The organism is Mucilaginibacter sp., assembly GCF_041660805.1.
Lineage (GTDB): Bacteria > Bacteroidota > Bacteroidia > Sphingobacteriales > Sphingobacteriaceae > Mucilaginibacter.
Window position 1 is genome coordinate 45,542 of record NZ_JBAZVP010000007.1, and the last position, 17,327, is coordinate 62,868.

Below are 17,327 nucleotides of genomic sequence, written 5' to 3' on the forward strand. Positions count from 1 at the left end.
CTCTTTTGGCATATCCCGATTAAGCAAATCAGGGGCAATGCCTCGTATAGCATTAGAATAGTTTATTAATCAATTACCTTTAAGTTATTAATGGCATAAACATGCCGGCGAGTAAATTATGGCAGAGGAAGAACAGCATAAAGATAATTCCGTAAAAAACTTCATAGAGCTGGTTAAAAAATCCAGGCGGGGCAAGCTGAAGATCTATATTGGCATGAGCGCCGGGGTGGGTAAAACATACCGTATGCTGCAAGAAGCACATGCATTGCAACGTAATGGTATCGGCATCCAGGTTGGCTATATAGAAACCCATAACCGTTCAGAAACTCACGCCCTGGTTGATGGCCTACCTGTTATTGCCCGGCGTAAAACATTTTACAAAGGCAAAGAACTGGAGGAAATGGATCTGCAAGCCATATTAAACCGACATCCGGAAGTGGTTATAGTTGATGAGTTGGCCCACACCAACATAGAGGGCAGTAAAAACAGTAAACGCTGGCAGGATGTGCTGGACATTTTGGAAGCCGGCATAAGTGTAATTACCGCGGTTAACATACAGCACCTGGAAAGCCTTAATGAAGATGTAGAACAAATAACCGGCATTGCCATTACAGAGCGCATCCCCGATAAGATCCTTGACCTTGCAGATGAAGTGGTAAACATTGACCTTACTGCCGATGAACTTGTAGACCGGTTAAGGGAGGGAAAAATTTACGAGAAGGCTAAGATAGAACGCGCCCTGCAAAACTTTTTCCAAAGTGATAAAATCCTGCAGCTGCGGGAGCTGGCACTAAAAGAAGTGGCCCATCATGTAGAGCGTAAGATTGATATAGAGGTACCGAAACAGATTAAACTCAGGCCCGAAAAATTTCTGGCCTGCATATCCTCCAATGCCGAAACAGCGCGGATAGTGATCCGTAAAACTGCCCGGCTCGCCTCTTATTACCGGTCGCCATGGATTGTGTTATATGTGCAAAGCAGCAGCGAAAGCCTTGATCGTATCAAACTTGATAAACAACGCCACCTCATTAATAATTTAAAATTGGCAACAGAACTTGGTGCCGAAGTGGTAAGGCTTAAAAGCGACGCCATTACCCAAACCATTATGAAGGTGGCCGAAGAAAAAGAGGTAACTACCATTTGTATTGGTAAGCCTCATTTAAATTTATGGCAGGTGATACTCAAAACGGCCATATTTAAAGAGCTGCTCAACAAAATTGCAGCAACAGAAACCGACTTGGTGATATTATCATAAATTAAAGCCCCACCAGGCTTCAGCTATTAAAAATATAATATAGCATTATCCTTTCCATACTGATAAAAAGACCCTTCCATTTTGGTAGGGTTTTTTGTTTAGCGGGCTTTTGTAATTATTTATGATTAAAAGGATTTCTCTCATTATCAGTGTGTTAAAAAGAAAGCTGTTTTGTTGGCAGCCCTTTGGCTATTCCTGGTCAAAATACAAACACAATGATCACACTACTTCTTTTTTTGGCCATGCTTATTAGCTGGTGGTTCATTTTTAAATCAATCGACTGGTTCGAAAAAATCTAATCATCATGATCGCACTATTTATTATTTCCATTGCAGTTTTCCTATACATGGTATACGTACTGCTTAAACCCGAAAATTTTTAATCTAACACAATGAACACAGAACTATTTGGAATCATTGCCTCGTTTGCCTTAATGCTCGTAATTGGCATACCGCTGGGCAAGTACCTGGCAAAGATGTTTGCCGGCGAAAAGGTTTGGACAGATTTTATGAAGCCTTTGGAAAACGGCATTTATAAGCTGTCCGGCATCAATCCTAACGAGCCGATGAATTGGAAACAATTTTTAAAAGCCATGATGTGCATTAACCTGCTTTGGCTGGTTTACGGCTTTTTTGTGCTGATGAACCAGGATAAGCTGCCCCTAAACCCCGACGGTAACCCCGGCATGACGGCCGATCTGGCTTTCAACACCATCATCAGCTTTGTGGTGAACTGTAACCTGCAGCATTACAGCGGCGAAAGCGGTGCCAGCTACTTGATACAGCATTTCATATTCATGTTTTTGCATTTTGTGAGTGCAGCAACCGGTATCGCCTGCGCTGTAGGTTTATTCAAAGCCTTCCGCGATAAAACCACAAACGATATTGGTAACTTCTGGAACTACTTTTTGAAGGCTATAACACGTTTATTGTTGCCTTTATCTATAGTAGTTGCCTTAATATTAACCTTTAACGGTACACCAAGCAGCTACGCCGGTAAAGATCAGTTCATTTCCCTGCAAGGCGATACCGTAAACGTATCACGCGGCCCCGCTGCACAGATGATCGCTATTAAGCACCTGGGTACAAACGGTGGCGGCTGGTTTGGTGCCAACTCGGCACACCCGCTGGAAAACCCCAACTACCTTACTAACATTACTGAGATCGTTTCTCAAATGATCATCCCAATAGCTATGGTATTATGCTTCGGATATTTTATCCGCAGAAAAAAACTGGGCTGGGTAATTTTTGGGGTAATGATGATTGGCGCTTTGCTATTACTCATCCCAAGCATTGGCAGCGAAACGGGCGGTAACTCTGCCATTGCTAAAATGGGCATAGCCCAGCCAACCGGGGCTATGGAAGGTAAAGAAGCACGCATTGGGCCAACCGCGACAGCCTTTTGGAGTACCTTCACCACCATCGTATCAACCGGCTCGGTTAACGGCATGCACGACAGTACCATGGCCCTTACCGGCTTATGGCAGCTGTTGGGCATGATGATCAACGGTTTCTTCGGTGGCTGCGGTGTAGGTGTATTAAATTACTTTATCTACCTCATCATCGCCGTATTTATATCAGGTTTAATGGTTGGCCGGACCCCGGAGTTTTTAGGTCACAAGGTAGAGGCCCGCGAAGTAAAAATAGCCGCTTTAATTACCCTGTTAAGCCCGTTTCTGATTATGGCGGGTACAGCAATAGCCGCCTATGTATTTACCAATCATGGTAATGCCGACTGGGCTGTTAAACCATCTGCATGGCTGAATAATCCCGGTTTTCATGGCTTTTCAGAAATGCTGTATGAAATGACCTCCTCTAACGCCAACAACGGCTCCGGCTTTGAAGGGTTGGGCGATAATAATATCTTTTGGAATGTAAGCACAGGTATTGTAATGATACTGGGCAGGTTCCTGCCAATTATTGGCCCGGTGGCTATTGCAGGTTTGCTGGCTCAAAAGAAATACATCCCTGAATCAGCCGGAACGCTCAAGACCGATACCGTAACCTTTGGGCTGATGACGTTCGCTGTAATACTTGTTTTGAATGCATTATCCTATTTCCCTGCTTTGGCTTTGGGCCCTATTGCAGAGTTCTTTTCAATGCCTAAGTAATCTATATCATGACAAAAAAATCAAATAAATTATTCGAACCTGCTTTGGTGCAAACCGCGCTGAAGGAGTCGTTCACAAAACTAAACCCCAAAGTAATGATGCGTAACCCGGTAATGTTTACCGTGGAAGTAGGTACCGCCATTATGCTTTACATGAGCGTTTACAGCTTTTTGCATAGCGGCCAGGGTTCATTCGCATATAACTTTATCATATTTATTGTACTGCTGCTAACCCTGTTGTTTGCCAATTTTGCCGAGGCCATTGCCGAAGCACGTGGTAAAGCACAGGCCGATAGCTTGCGTAAAACCCGTGAAGAAACACCCGCCAACGTTCTGCAAAGCGATGGAACCATCGTCAGCAAATCATCTAATGAGCTAAGAAAAGGTGATGTATTTGTTTGTGAGGCGGGCGATACTATCCCTACCGATGGTGAGATCATTGAAGGTTTGGCCACCATTGACGAATCTGCCATAACAGGCGAATCGGCCCCGGTTATCCGGGAAGCAGGCGGCGATAAATCATCCGTTACAGGTGGTACAAAAGTATTATCAGACAAAATAAAAGTTAAAGTAACTACCGAGCCGGGCGAAAGCTTTCTGGATAAGATGATAGCATTGGTGGAAGGTGCATCACGCCAGAAAACACCTAACGAAATAGCACTGACTATCCTGCTGGCCAGTTTTACGCTGATCTTTATTATTGTTTGTGTTACACTGAAACCTTTTGCAGATTACGCTAATACACCTATAACCATAGCCGCGTTAATATCACTTTTCGTTTGTTTAATTCCCACAACTATCGGTGGCCTTTTATCGGCCATTGGTATTGCTGGGATGGACAGGGCATTACGTGCCAACGTAATAACCAAATCTGGTAAAGCAGTTGAAACCGCAGGCGATATTGATGTATTGCTTTTAGATAAAACCGGTACCATTACCATTGGTAACCGTAAGGCCACTCAGTTTTGGCCGGCACCCGGCGTATTGCCCGAAGATTTGATAAAAGCCGCGGTATTGTCTTCACTCTCCGATGAAACACCCGAAGGCAAATCAATTATTGAACTTAGCCTCACCCCGACCCTCTCCAGAGGAGAGGGGGTTGACAGGGAACTTCACAAGCTGATTGAAAAAAATAAAGCCCTCTCCTTTGGAGAGGGTTTGGGTGAGGCACCTGAGTTCATCAAGTTTACGGCCGAAACCCGCTCAAGTGGTATTAATACTACCGATGGTTTACGGATCCGTAAGGGTGCTTTTGATGCTATACGTAACCTATCAGTAAACGCGGGCAATAAGTTCTCTGCCGATGTAGAAGAGCGTGTAAAGATCATTGCATCAAACGGGGGGACGCCGCTTGTAGTTTCACAAAATGAAGTGGTTTTAGGTACGATTGAATTGCAGGACATTATTAAACCCGGCATTGCCGAACGGTTTGAGCGCCTGCGCAAAATGGGTATCAAAACCGTAATGGTAACCGGAGATAACCCCCTTACCGCAAAGTTTATTGCCGAAAAGGCTGGTGTTGATGATTTTATTGCCGAGGCTAAGCCCGAGGATAAAATGAACTACATTAAACATGAGCAGCAAAACGGTCGCCTGGTAGCCATGATGGGCGATGGAACAAACGATGCCCCGGCCCTTGCCCAGGCAGATGTTGGTGTAGCCATGAACAGCGGCACCCAGGCTGCCAAAGAAGCCGGTAACATGGTTGATTTGGATAACGACCCAACCAAGCTGATTGAGATAGTGGAGATAGGTAAACAATTATTGATTACCCGGGGTACACTTACAACCTTCTCTATAGCGAACGACGTGGCTAAATACTTTGCCATAGTACCGGCACTGTTTATAGCCTCTATTCCGGCCTTGCAGAGTATTAATATAATGCGTTTGCATAGCCCGGAAAGCGCTATTCTATCAGCAGTGATATTTAACGCGATCATTATTCCGATGCTGATACCACTGGCACTAAAAGGTGTGGAATACAAGCCAATTGGTGCAAGCGCGTTGCTAAGGCGCAACCTGCTCATATATGGTTTGGGCGGTGTTATCGCGCCATTTATAGGCATCAAATTAATTGACCTTCTTATTTCCCTATTCTTCTAATTAATAATAATCATGAAATCTAACATCATAAAATCCATACGTATTACATTGGTATTAACCGTAATACTGTGCGTAATATACCCGGTAGCCATATCCCTTGCTGGTAAACTATCAAAAGGCCATGGCAATGGCGAAACCATTGTGGTAAATGGCAAGGTGGTTGGTTATGCCAACATAGGCCAAAGCTTTACCCAGCCAAAATACTTTTGGGGCAGGCCATCGGCTGTTGGCTACAATGCGGCTGGGTCTGCAGGCTCAAACAAAGGTCCAAGCAATCCGGATTACCTGAAAGATGTAAGCAGCCGTATTGATACCCTTCTTAAATACCATCCCTATCTGAAACGTGCCGATATCCCTGCCGAAATGGTAACCGCATCAGGCAGTGGCCTCGATCCGGATATTTCACCGTCTGCGGCCAAAATGCAGATCAAACGTATTGCCGATAACCGCAAACTACCTGTACAGCAAGTTACCGACTTAGTTACAGCACATACCGAAGCACCGCTTTTAAGCATGTTTGGACCGGCAAAAGTGAACGTATTAAAATTGAATGTAGCCTTAGACGCATTAAAAAAATAATAGATAAACCACAGAGAACACAGAGAGAAAACCACAGAGAATTAAAACTCAAAGGCTTTGTGTTTTCTGTGGTTAACAAAAAAAGTGTCATGCTGAACTTGTTTCAGCATCCCTCAAGCAAGGTAGAAAGCATTGCATGAGATCCCGAAATAAATTCGGGATGACCTTATCAGTATATAATCAACCCAAAAAATGAAAAAACTCCTTATATCATCAGCAATATTTTTAGCTGCAATATCTGCCAAAGCGCAGGATACTACCAAATCCACCGAAAACCCTTTAATTATATCCGGGTCGGTAGATGCTTATTACAAATACGATTTTTCAAAATTCAGGAATGCTGCAGGCGGCTCAAACATACCTACCAGTTTTGCTACAGATCAAAACTCATTTTCTATAGGCATGATAGATCTGGCTATGAAAAAGAAGGTAAGCAAAGCCTCATTTGTGGGCGAACTCTCTTTTGGTCCGCGTGGCGAAGGGCAGTCAATTCCTAATAATGGCACCAACGGTCAGTCGTTCCATATTCAAATCTTGTACATGGGGTATGATGTCACAGATAAGTTAAACCTGACTGCCGGTTACATGGCCACCTTTGTGGGTTATGAAGTTATATCTCCGGTTGGTAATTTTAACTATTCAACCTCGTACCTGTTCACAAATGGGCCGTTCCAAAATGCGGGTTTAAAAGCCACCTATGCATTTACGGGTAAGGTAAGCCTGATGGCGGGTATTTTTAATGACACCTGGAACAATTATCAGTCTGCAAGGGACGTATCCACATTCGGCGCGCAACTATTTGTAAACCCAATAAAAGGCTGGACAGCTTATATAAACTTGTTAAGCGGCAAAACATCCGGCACTATTGTAGACCTGACAACTGCTTATCAAATTACCGATGCCTTTAAACTAGGCTTAAACGGTGCAACATTCTCAGCTCCTGACGCAATAAAAGGCGGGTTCGAAGGCATGGCGTTATATCCGCAACTAGCCGTTTCAAAAGATGTAGTGTTAGGTTTAAGAGGCGAGTATTTCAAAACAAAAAATGGCGGTTTCACCACTGCCGGCCCACCTGCGGGCGAATCTATTACAGCATTTACTTTAACAGCAAACGTAAAGGCTGGTCCATTGACGCTAATACCTGAAGCAAGGTTGGATAATGGTTCAACCAGCCAGTTCATCAAAAATAATGGCGGTGCCACTAAACAGGCATCTCAATTTTTGATCGCCGCGGTGTACGCATTTTAGAAACATTAATTTAAGTAAGGCTTCACAGGAAGGGAGCATAAACAAAGGCCTGCAAATCAATATTGCAGGCCTTTGTTATATTATATTAAGGAAGTTTTGGGCGCGGTGGAGCAGGCGGATGCGGCGGTAGTTTTATGCGCAAAGTACTGCGTTTACGCTTGGTTACACGCCGGTGTGTGGTGCGTTTTTTACTAAATAAATGTAAAGGATCGGGTGGCGGTGGCGGCGGTTTTGGCAGGCTTTGAAAAGGTGCTGCAACAGGTTCGGCAATTACCAGTGTTGCATCCGCAAATGTGGTGCTGGCTATTATACATGCCGCAATCACGTAAATTCGTATCGCTTTCATATTGGTAAGTTAGTTATTATTTAGTTATGTGTTACTATAACTCAAAAAGTTAGATAATGTTTAAGTATGTTCTCTCTTATTAACCAAATAGGGAGGGTATTAACTGTAAACCTCTTCTATAAAGTTGAAATTCACTTACTAAAGTGTCACATCTTAATTCGTGGAGTGTCTTATAGGGCATATTGGGCTTTTCGGTTTAAGCCTGCTAACTGTGTTTTGTTTAATTAACGCCTATATGCTTATAAAGAACCTTTCCCTTTTTTTGCTTATTGTATTTATTTCAGATGTGGCCTTAGCTCAAAAAATGTCAATTGGGAGGGCGGACAAGCGGCAACAAGAAATTTTTGAACAAGATAAACCTAAGCCACAGGTACTACTATTAGGCATATTTCATTTTGCAGGTGAACAGGTTGATGCAAACACTACACCTGCTAACTTGAGCTTAGATATGTTATCTGCCGGGAGGCAACAGCAAATAAAAAACCTGACTAAAAAACTGGCGGCATTTAAACCTACCAAAATTGCCATTGAAGTTTCGCCCAACCTGCAGCAATATTATGATTCTTTATATCATGAATATTGTGCTGGTAAACCGCTTACCGGTAAATATTTTAAACCTGCAGATGAAACCATTCAACTGGGTTTTCGCCTGGCAAAGATGCTGCAACTTGAAAAACTATATGCGGTAAATGCGCAGGCTTTCCGCTTTAAACTAAGTAAAGCAGATTCTATACTTACTTTTGAAAAATACAAAGACCAGGCCGATTCGTCATTTACATATTGGGATAAAGCATACGATGCAGAAAAAAGCCATCAGGATTCACTGGCCTTCTTTCTTCCCCTGAATAAATATCTGGAATATTTAAATTCGCCCCCAAAGCAGGCTAAATCAATAGGCCGCTGGCTTGTTACTACCAAGCGGGGTACCAATGCCGAACCTATAGGAGCCGATGGTTTTATTACCCGTTATTTTAACCGGAATGTTCGCATTTATTCAAATGTGCAACGCATAGTTACCAGTAAAAACGACCGGATATTGGTCATATACGGTGCTACGCATATGTACATGCTCAAACAGCTATTTGCAGCGAGTCCCGAGTTTGAGCTTAAAGATATCATGACCTATCTTAAATAACTTTAAACATTACTTAAGTACAGTGGCGTACAAAAAGTTAGCCGTGTATTGGCCTGCCTGTAACCAGCGTTCTTTTGTTTTACCGCTTACTCCAAATATGGGGTTAAAGTGCTTCTGCAATTCGTGTGAGTAACCGTCAAATATCTTGAAGCCGTTAGGGATCTTCAGCTCATCAGCCCTTTCATGAATTGACAGGCTCCCGTACAATGGTGCATCTTTATGGGTTAGTGGTACTATACCATCACTGCCGCCATGTATAGTAACTATGGGTACATGGCTGTTCTTTAACCAGTTTAAATCGAATATACCTCCCCAATAATTTATAACGCCCGCTACTTTAAGGATCTGGGTTGATTTGGCTCCGGTTACGGTATCAGGCAAACCAGCCAGTTTTGAGAGTTCGGCATTACTGCTATAAGCTGCCTGTAAAGCAATCATGCCACCTGCAGAGTTACCCGCCAGAATGATCTTATCAGGATCAATATTATACAACTTGTAATTCTTTTGAAAATAAGTTACCGCTGCCCGTGCATCCTGTACGGCGTAATAGGTGCTTTTTAATAGTTCATCAAAATGGAAAATGGGGTTATTCTTGCTTAAACTATAGTTAATAGCTGCGCATACATATCCGCGTTTAGCAAAAGTTTCGCTCCATAGTTCAATGCCTGTTGCGTTTTTTGAACCGAATTTAAAACCGCCGCCGTGCATCCAAATGATCATGGGCCTGCCTGTAGAACTGTCGCCCGCCGGTTGATATAGATCAAACAAATGTGATTTTTCTTTATTTGCCGAATTGTCGCTATAGCTCAGATCTTTTGTCTTGGTGATGTTGTCAAACACAAGATCTTTAAACTTTACAGGTTTAACCGATTGTGCCATAGCGGTAAATGTAATACTCAAAAACGCGACTAAGAATAATTGCTGTTTAACCATAATAACTGATATACGTTACAATTGAGCCATTAGGATGTTTTGAATATAGCTCACCCTCAAACAAGTAATACATTTATAATGCCCCGCATGGCTTTTTTGTTAAATTTGGGAGTGGGTTAAAGCTAAACAATAAGCTTACATTATGGTTATAGGGCTTGGTATTGATATGATAGAGGTTGAGCGGATCGCGGAAAAAATTGGTAAGGACGGCGGTTTCAGGGAGTTGATATTTTCAAATAACGAAATTGCTTATTGTGAGCAAAAGAAAAACAAATTTGAATATTACGCTGCCCGGTTTGCTGCCAAAGAAGCTTTTTTTAAGGCACTGGGGACCGGGTGGCTGGAAGGGACATCTTTTAATGAGGTTGAAGTAACACATACTGAAAACGGCAAGCCCGGATTATCATTTTCCGGCGAGACGGCGAACATCATCGGTGCTATGCATTTCGGCAATATTTTAGTTTCTTTAACACATCTAAAATCAGTAGCGTCGGCAGTAGTAATAATTGAAAAATAATGGAGTTTATTAGAGATAAAGCAGGCGATATAGAGGTGATACAGGAGAAAAAATTAAAAGAACTGCTGGTTTACCTTTCCAAACATTCTCCTTTTTATAAAGAACTTTTCAGCAAACACCAGGTAAATATTAACGAGATAAAGTCCGTTGCTGATCTTTCCCTGATACCTGTTACTACTAAAGACGACCTGCAGCGGCAAAATGATGATTTTTTATGTATACCTGCTGTAGATGTTATTGAATACATGTCAACCTCGGGTACATTAGGCAGCCCGGTAACTATTGCACTGACTGAAAATGACCTGAACCGACTTGCCTACAATGAGTATAATTCCTTTTTATGTGCCGAAGGTACCAAACATGATATTTACCAGTTGATGCTCACCCTCGACAGGCAGTTTATGGCTGGTATTGCCTATTACTCGGGTATACGTAAGCTGGGGGCCGGTATGGTACGTTTAGGCCCCGGGGTACCTGCCTTGCAATGGGAAACTATAAAGCGGCTAAAGCCCACCGCAATTGTTGCTGTTCCGTCTTTTATATTAAAGCTGATACAATTTGCAAAAGAAACCGGTATAGATATCAACCAAACATCTGTTAAAAAAGCTATTTGTATAGGCGAGAATATCCGCAATACAGATTTTAGCTTGAATATTTTAGGTAAAAAGATCACAGAGGCGTGGGATATTCAACTGTTCTCCACCTATGCCAGTACCGAAATGCAAACCGCGTTTACAGAGTGCGCGCAAGGTAAAGGCGGGCATTATCAACCGGAATTACTGATAGTTGAACTGCTTGATGAAAACAACCAGCCCGTTGCGCCATACACCCCCGGCGAGGTTACCATTACCACATTGGGTGTTGAGGGGATGCCGCTTCTCCGCTATAAAACCGGCGATATCTGTATGTTTTTTGACGAGCCCTGCGAATGTGGCCGAACAAGTTTGCGCTTATCATCTATCATAGGCCGTAAAAAACAAATGATTAAATTTAAAGGCACCACACTTTATCCGCCTGCATTATTTGATCTGCTAAATGAGCGCGAAGAAATTCTTGATTTTGTGATTGAGGTATACTCAAATGAAATTGGGCTTGACCAGGTATTGCTTTATTTGGTACCGGCAGAAGATAATGAAGAGTGCGACCACCGGATAAGGGCCTATCTGCAAGCAAGGCTTAGGGTAAGTCCGCACATTAAATATGTTACGGTTGAGGAGATCCAAAAAATACAATTCAGCGAGGCAAGCCGTAAGCCAATTAAATTTATAGATAAAAGAGCTTAAACCGGCGGATATTACTGTTTACATTAGTCTGTTTTTGTATATATTTTATACTTTAGCTGATTAATATTCACCTTTGATAGAACTTCTGATCTGCCCATGATACTTGTTGGACAAAATACACTTTCCCTACACGATTTCTCGGAACTAATATTTAAACAAAAGAAGGTGGCTTTAGATGAAGCTGCCTTACAAAAGGTTAACACCAACTTTGAATTTCTTAAACAGTTCTCGTCCAATAAATTAATTTACGGTATCAATACCGGTTTTGGGCCAATGGCGCAATACAAGGTAACCGAAGAGAATATATTACAGCTTCAATATAACTTAATCCGCAGCCATTCATCCGGCAGTGGTAAACTAATGCCGGCACAATTATCAAAAGCATTGATGATTGCCCGCCTGAATAGCTTTATGCAAGCATACTCCGGTGTACATAATGAGGTTGTTGAGCTGCTGAAAGAATTGATCAATTTAGATATTTGTCCGTGTATATATGAGCATGGTGGCGTAGGCGCCAGCGGCGATCTGGTGCAATTAGCCCACCTTGGCTTGATACTCATCGGCGAGGGTGAAGTGATATTTGAAGATAACATTTACCCTACTATTGAAATATTTAACAAATTCAATATAAAACCACTGTCTATCCATATCCGCGAGGGCCTTGCCATTTTAAACGGCACATCGGCTATGACGGGCATTGGTATGATCAATATTATACAGGCTCAAAAACTGTTGAACTGGTCGGTTCTATTCTCGGCTATGATCAATGAAATTGTTGAGGCATTTGATGATCATTACTCGCTTGAATTAAATATTGTAAAGCATCATAAAGGGCAAAATAAAATTGCTGCTGTAATGCGCGATATTTTAAAGGACAGTAACATGATCCGCGACAGGTCCGAGCATTTGTACAATCCCGATAATCTTGATCAGGAAATTTTTGAAGATAAAGTACAGGAGTATTATTCCCTGCGTTGCGTAACCCAAGTATTAGGCCCTATTTATGATACCATTGAGCAAGCCGAGAATGTTGTTGTAAACGAATTGAATTCCGTTAACGATAACCCGGTTATCGATCATATAAATCAAAACATTTTTCATGGGGGTAATTTCCACGGCGATTATGTTTCGCTTGAAATGGATAAGCTAAAGATTGCTATCACCAAGCTATCCATGCTTGCCGAAAGGCAGTTAAACTACCTGCTGAACAGCAGGCTTAACCAAAAGCTGCCGCCATTTGTAAATTTAGGTGTGCTCGGGTTTAATTTTGGTATGCAGGGTATGCAGTTTACAGCCACCTCAACCGTGGCCGAAAATCAAACATTGTCGTTCCCAATGTATGTGCACAGCATTCCTAACAATAATGATAACCAGGATATTGTAAGCATGGGCTGCAACGCTGCGTTAATGACAAAAAGGGTTATAGATAACTCTTTTGAAGTACTGGGCATACACCTTATGACCATACTACAGGCAATTGATTATTTAGGTTGCCAGGATAGGTTATCAGCAGTATCAAAATCATTGTACGACGAGGTTAGGCAGATCTTCCCAAAATTCATAGAAGACCAACCTAAATATAAAGATCTGGCTAAGATCAAAGAGTTTTTAGAAAACACCGAACATATCAGCGCTTTTACTAAATGAAATGTGCATTAATTACCGGCGGATCGAGAGGGATAGGCAGAGCTATTTGCATTAAAATGGCTGCTTTAGGCTATTATATTTTAATAAATTATAAAAGCAATACAGCAGAAGCCGAGAAAACCCTTGAACTTGTTAAAGAAGCCGGTAGCAATGGCGAACTGCTGCAGTTTGATGTGGCCGATAAAAACCAGATAAAGCAGGTATTGGGTGAATGGATAACCAATAATGAAGAAAAGTATATTGAAGTACTGGTAAACAATGCAGGTATTCGTGACGATAGCCTGATGGCCTGGATGGAAGAAGACCAGTGGGATAATGTGCTAAAAACTAACCTGGACAGCTTTTTTCATGTTACGCGTTTAGTACTAACCGGAATGCTTACCCGCAAATGTGGGCGTATTGTTAATGTGGTATCATTATCAGGTTTAAAAGGCTTGGCCGGGCAAACTAATTATTCTGCAGCTAAAGCAGGTGTAATTGGCGCTACAAAAGCATTAGCACAGGAAATTGGCAGGCAGGGAATAACGGTTAACGCCTTAGCCCCCGGATTTATTAAAACCGATATGACTGAAGATCTCGATGAAAAAGAACTGAAGTCTTTAATACCCGTAAAACGCTTCGGTAAACCCGAAGAAGTTGCACATGCCGCGGCTTTCCTTGCATCGCCGGAGGCATCATACATCACCGGGCAGGTGTTATCAGTAAACGGTGGCTTATATTCCTGATGTATGCAATTGCCGGTTAACGATATAACTTCACTTATCCCCCAAAAGCACCCCTTTGTGATGGTAGGTAAATTGTTGCTTGTTGACGAAACAATAACAAGAAGCAGCTTTGTTATTAAATCCGACAACATAATGGTTAAGAATGGCTTTTTTCAGGAGGCGGGTTTAATGGAGAACATAGCACAAACCGCGGCATTAAGAGCAGGATATTTAGCTCACACAGAAAATAAGCCTGTTGAAAACGGATATATAGGCAGCGTAAAAAATTTTGAAGTTTACGGGCTGCCGAAAATTGACGATGAACTGTTGACTGAAATAAATATAGAAGACAAGGTGTTTAACGTTACTGTACTTACCGGCAAGGTTTGGCTTAATGATACATTAATAGCCAGTTGCGAAATGAAAGTTTTTGAAGGCAAATAACAAAAGGATAGTATGAGTGGTGCAAGCGAAAAAGCGATTCCTGATGTTTATGTTGTTGCCGATAACATTATATCTCCTTTGGGTAAAACCTCTGCAGATAACTTTTCGGCCTTAAAAGCGGGTGAAACCGCAGTAAAGCAACACAGCAATGCGGCTATCGCTAATCAACCTATTTTTGCTTCGTTATTTGATAAGGATGAAGATTTTTATCAGGACCCTAATAAAAAATATACCCGCTTTGAGCGCCTGTTAATAGCATCTGTTGACGGCGCATTGCAGGATGGTGGGATCACTATCGGCAACGAGGAAACAGTGCTTATCCTTTCATCCACAAAAGGCAATATAGGTTTGCTGGAAACAGAAGACAAAACGCCTGAATTAAACGATAGAATATCCTTATCGACCTCAGCTAAATTAATTGCAGCACATTTTGGTTTTAAAAACCAGCCGGTAATAATTTCTAATGCCTGTATTTCGGGCGTGTTGGCTATTATTACCGGGATGCGTTTATTAAGGACAGGGCAATATGAAAACGCGGTGATTGTGGGTGCCGATGTTATTTCCAAATTTATAGTTTCAGGTTTTCAGTCGTTCCAGGCATTGAGTAAGGAAGTATGTAAACCGTTTGATCAATCGCGCGATGGTTTGAACCTGGGCGAAGGTGCAGGGACGGTTATTTTATCAACCAGAAAAGAATACGATCAAAACATTAAAGTTTTAGGAGGTTCGGTAAGTAATGATGCCAACCATATTTCGGGGCCGTCACGTACCGGCGAAGAATTGGCTTTTGCCATAAACAATGCTTTAAAAGATGCCGGTAAGCAAGCTGCGGATATTGGTTTTATTTCGGCACATGGTACAGCAACTGTTTTTAATGACGAAATGGAAGCTAATGCTATAACAATTGCCGGGCTGCAAAATGTTCCGTTAAACAGCCTGAAAGGCAATTATGGGCACACATTGGGCGCTGCCGGGTTAATAGAATCCATTATCTCCATACAATCTTTAAAACAAGGGGTTGTATTACCTACGTACGGTTACCAGGCAAACGGCGTAACAAACGCAGTAAATGTTTGCTCATCGAATACTGAGGTCAATGCAGACAATTTCATTAAAACAGCTTCGGGCTTTGGCGGGTGTAATGCCGCTGTGATATTTGGCAGATAATAAATATTTTTGAGGATAAGGTGAACACAGATAAATACATAACGGGGAGTTGTACGATCAGCAATGGCGTAGTTTGCAAGAATGAGCAAATGGTGTTTGAAAACCCCGGTGCTAATTTGCCGGACTTTTTGTTATCGGTATATCAAGGGTTTAAGTTTAGTTATCCTAAATTTTATAAAATGGATAACCTAAGTAAACTGGGCTGGCTTAATGCGGAAGTGCTATTAAATGATACATTTGTAAAAGGAAAGTACAAACCTGAAGAAACAGGACTAATCTTAGCCAATACCAACTCCAGTTTAGATAACGATCTAAAATACTACAATACCATCAGCGATATCCCGAGTCCCTCAGTTTTTGTGTACACATTACCCAATATAGTAATTGGAGAAATTTGCATCAGGAATAATTTTAAAGGTGAGCATGCTTTTTTTATTCAGGATAAATTTGACGCGGAATTTATTTATTCACAGGTAAATTATCTTTTAGAAAGAGATATTTTGCAAGCCTGTATCTGCGGCTGGGTTGATGTTTTGGGAGAAGATTATAAAGCAGCATTGTTTTTGATTGAAAAGAATAATGCAGGAGCGCACGTAGCGTTTTCTCCCGATAATATGAACAGGATATTTAATACGATTAATTAATACAGCATTGAGTACGGATTCAACAGTTTATATTGCAGGATTAGGCGTTATATCGGCTATTGGTAACAATGTGGCCGAGCATCTGGCGGCGTTTAAAAATGAAAAGGCTGGCATGGCTGGTATTACCTTGCTTGATACGATACATCAGGGCAAACTTCCGGTAGCAGAAGTGAAGCTGACTGATAAAGAACTGATAGAACTAACCGGCCTCAGAGAACATAACAGCCGCACGGCGTTATTAAGCTTAATGGCTGCACAAGAGGCATTAGCAGATGCCGGTATATCCAATTTTAAAGCATTACGCACTGGTTTAGTTTCGGCTAATACCGTTGGGGGGATGGACAGGAGCGAAGACTTTTTTGTTAAGTTCCTGGCCGATAATACCAAGGGCAAGTTGAAGAACGTGTATGACCATGAATGTGGCAGTATGACAGAAACGGTTGCCGATAAGTTGGGCATCAGCGATTTCATGACCACAATAAGCACGGCTTGTTCATCATCGGCCAACGCTGTATTTTATGGCGCAAGGCTTATCAGAAATGATGTTTTGGATGTTGTTATTGCCGGCGGTGCAGATGCCCTTACTAAATTTACCTTAAACGGCTTTAATACCCTAATGATACTGGACGAAGCGTTTTGCAAACCTTTTGACGAGAACCGTAAAGGCTTAAACCTCGGCGAAGGTGCAGGGTATGTTGTTTTAGTATCTGATAAGGTGGCTAAAACGCTAAACAAGCCTATGTACTGCAAATTAAGCGGCTACAACAACAGTAATGATGCCTACCATCAAACAGCATCATCCCCAGACGGAACAGGCTCTTACCTGGCTATGCAGGGTGCACTAAAGAAGAGCGGATTGCAACCGTCTGACATCAGCTATATTAATTTACACGGAACGGGCACACCAAACAACGACAGCGCAGAAGGTACAGCTGTTAAAAGGGTTTTTGACCCGGTATATCCGCCTATGAGTTCTACCAAATCATTTACCGGGCATACTTTAGGTGCAAGCGGTGGTGTCGAAGCGGTTTTTTCTGCGCTGGCGATCAAGCATAAAATTATTTACCCCAATCTGCGATTTGAAACCCGCATGAATGAGCTTTCATTTGAACCTGAAAAGAAATTCTTAACAGATCAGCCGGTTAACCATATAATGTCTAATTCATTTGGCTTTGGCGGTAATTGTACATCATTAATATTTTCGGCGGTTTAA

At 42.0% G+C, this 17,327-nt stretch carries 17 protein-coding genes; 15 read left to right on the plus strand and 2 right to left on the minus strand.

From position 1 onward, the window contains the following. The first annotated feature begins 118 nt into the window (after positions 1 to 118). The 6 genes from WC743_RS11690 to WC743_RS11715 all read left to right on the plus strand — a co-directional run bounded on the left by WC743_RS11690 (position 119) and on the right by WC743_RS11715 (position 7,294). Positions 119 to 1,255 (plus strand): sensor protein KdpD, encoded by a 1,137-nt coding sequence (locus WC743_RS11690; protein WP_373012170.1) that lies wholly within the window; start codon positions 119 to 121, stop codon positions 1,253 to 1,255. Between the two features lie 304 nt (positions 1,256 to 1,559). Next, the gene (locus tag WC743_RS11695; RefSeq protein ID WP_078346467.1) at positions 1,560 to 1,637 is read left to right on the plus strand and encodes a potassium-transporting ATPase subunit F; all 78 of its coding nucleotides are present in this window, start codon (positions 1,560 to 1,562) and stop codon (positions 1,635 to 1,637) included. Between the two features lie 9 nt (positions 1,638 to 1,646). Then, positions 1,647 to 3,365 (plus strand): potassium-transporting ATPase subunit KdpA, encoded by a 1,719-nt coding sequence (gene kdpA / locus WC743_RS11700; protein ID WP_373012171.1) that lies wholly within the window; start codon positions 1,647 to 1,649, stop codon positions 3,363 to 3,365. Positions 3,366 to 3,373: 8 nt separating this feature from the next. Continuing rightward, positions 3,374 to 5,467: a potassium-transporting ATPase subunit KdpB gene (kdpB, locus tag WC743_RS11705; protein ID WP_373012172.1), complete on the plus strand. Its 2,094-nt coding sequence runs from the start codon at positions 3,374 to 3,376 to the stop codon at positions 5,465 to 5,467. A gap of 12 nt (positions 5,468 to 5,479) precedes the next feature. Beyond that, a complete protein-coding gene (locus WC743_RS11710; RefSeq protein ID WP_373012173.1) occupies positions 5,480 to 6,046 on the plus strand; it encodes a K(+)-transporting ATPase subunit C in 567 nt (188 codons plus the stop codon). Between the two features lie 192 nt (positions 6,047 to 6,238). Then, positions 6,239 to 7,294: a porin gene (locus tag WC743_RS11715; RefSeq protein WP_373012174.1), complete on the plus strand. Its 1,056-nt coding sequence runs from the start codon at positions 6,239 to 6,241 to the stop codon at positions 7,292 to 7,294. Positions 7,295 to 7,379: 85 nt separating this feature from the next. Here WC743_RS11715 and WC743_RS11720 read toward each other — a convergent pair whose 3' ends face one another. Continuing rightward, on the minus strand, positions 7,380 to 7,640 hold the full coding sequence (locus tag WC743_RS11720) for a hypothetical protein (RefSeq protein ID WP_373012175.1): 261 nt from the start codon (positions 7,638 to 7,640) through the stop codon (positions 7,380 to 7,382). A gap of 235 nt (positions 7,641 to 7,875) precedes the next feature. Between WC743_RS11720 and WC743_RS11725 the strand changes: the two genes are divergently transcribed. Further along, positions 7,876 to 8,775, plus strand: coding sequence for a DUF5694 domain-containing protein (locus tag WC743_RS11725; RefSeq protein WP_373012176.1), 900 nt, complete (start codon positions 7,876 to 7,878; stop codon positions 8,773 to 8,775). Positions 8,776 to 8,784: 9 nt separating this feature from the next. On the opposite strand, the gene WC743_RS11730 is transcribed toward WC743_RS11725, so the two are convergent. Then, a complete protein-coding gene (locus WC743_RS11730; protein WP_373012177.1) occupies positions 8,785 to 9,708 on the minus strand; it encodes an alpha/beta hydrolase in 924 nt (307 codons plus the stop codon). Between the two features lie 142 nt (positions 9,709 to 9,850). On the opposite strand from WC743_RS11730, the gene acpS reads away from it, so the two are divergent. From acpS to WC743_RS11770, 8 genes are all read left to right on the plus strand, one after another. Next, positions 9,851 to 10,225, plus strand: coding sequence for a holo-ACP synthase (gene acpS, locus WC743_RS11735; RefSeq protein ID WP_373012178.1), 375 nt, complete (start codon positions 9,851 to 9,853; stop codon positions 10,223 to 10,225). Beyond that, positions 10,225 to 11,508, plus strand: a complete 1,284-nt coding sequence (locus WC743_RS11740) for a phenylacetate--CoA ligase family protein (RefSeq protein WP_373012179.1) — start codon at positions 10,225 to 10,227, stop codon at positions 11,506 to 11,508. The genes acpS and WC743_RS11740 overlap by 1 nt, the downstream gene beginning before the upstream one ends. Positions 11,509 to 11,604: 96 nt before the next feature. After that, positions 11,605 to 13,155 carry a histidine ammonia-lyase gene (hutH, locus tag WC743_RS11745; protein ID WP_373012180.1) on the plus strand — a complete coding sequence of 517 codons (1,551 nt, stop codon included), beginning with the start codon at positions 11,605 to 11,607 and terminating at the stop codon, positions 13,153 to 13,155. Beyond that, positions 13,152 to 13,880 carry a 3-oxoacyl-ACP reductase FabG gene (fabG, locus tag WC743_RS11750; RefSeq protein WP_373012181.1) on the plus strand — a complete coding sequence of 243 codons (729 nt, stop codon included), beginning with the start codon at positions 13,152 to 13,154 and terminating at the stop codon, positions 13,878 to 13,880. Before hutH ends, fabG begins: the two co-directional genes overlap by 4 nt. A 3-nt stretch (positions 13,881 to 13,883) precedes the next feature. Continuing rightward, complete coding sequence (locus WC743_RS11755; RefSeq protein WP_373012182.1) at positions 13,884 to 14,303, plus strand: 3-hydroxyacyl-ACP dehydratase; 420 nt, start codon at positions 13,884 to 13,886, stop codon at positions 14,301 to 14,303. Between the two features lie 12 nt (positions 14,304 to 14,315). Further along, positions 14,316 to 15,470, plus strand: a complete 1,155-nt coding sequence (locus tag WC743_RS11760; RefSeq protein WP_373012183.1) for a beta-ketoacyl synthase — start codon at positions 14,316 to 14,318, stop codon at positions 15,468 to 15,470. Between the two features lie 179 nt (positions 15,471 to 15,649). After that, positions 15,650 to 16,114, plus strand: a complete 465-nt coding sequence (locus WC743_RS11765; RefSeq protein ID WP_373012184.1) for a hypothetical protein — start codon at positions 15,650 to 15,652, stop codon at positions 16,112 to 16,114. 7 nt (positions 16,115 to 16,121) lie between these two features. After that, positions 16,122 to 17,327 (plus strand): beta-ketoacyl-[acyl-carrier-protein] synthase family protein, encoded by a 1,206-nt coding sequence (locus tag WC743_RS11770; protein ID WP_373012185.1) that lies wholly within the window; start codon positions 16,122 to 16,124, stop codon positions 17,325 to 17,327.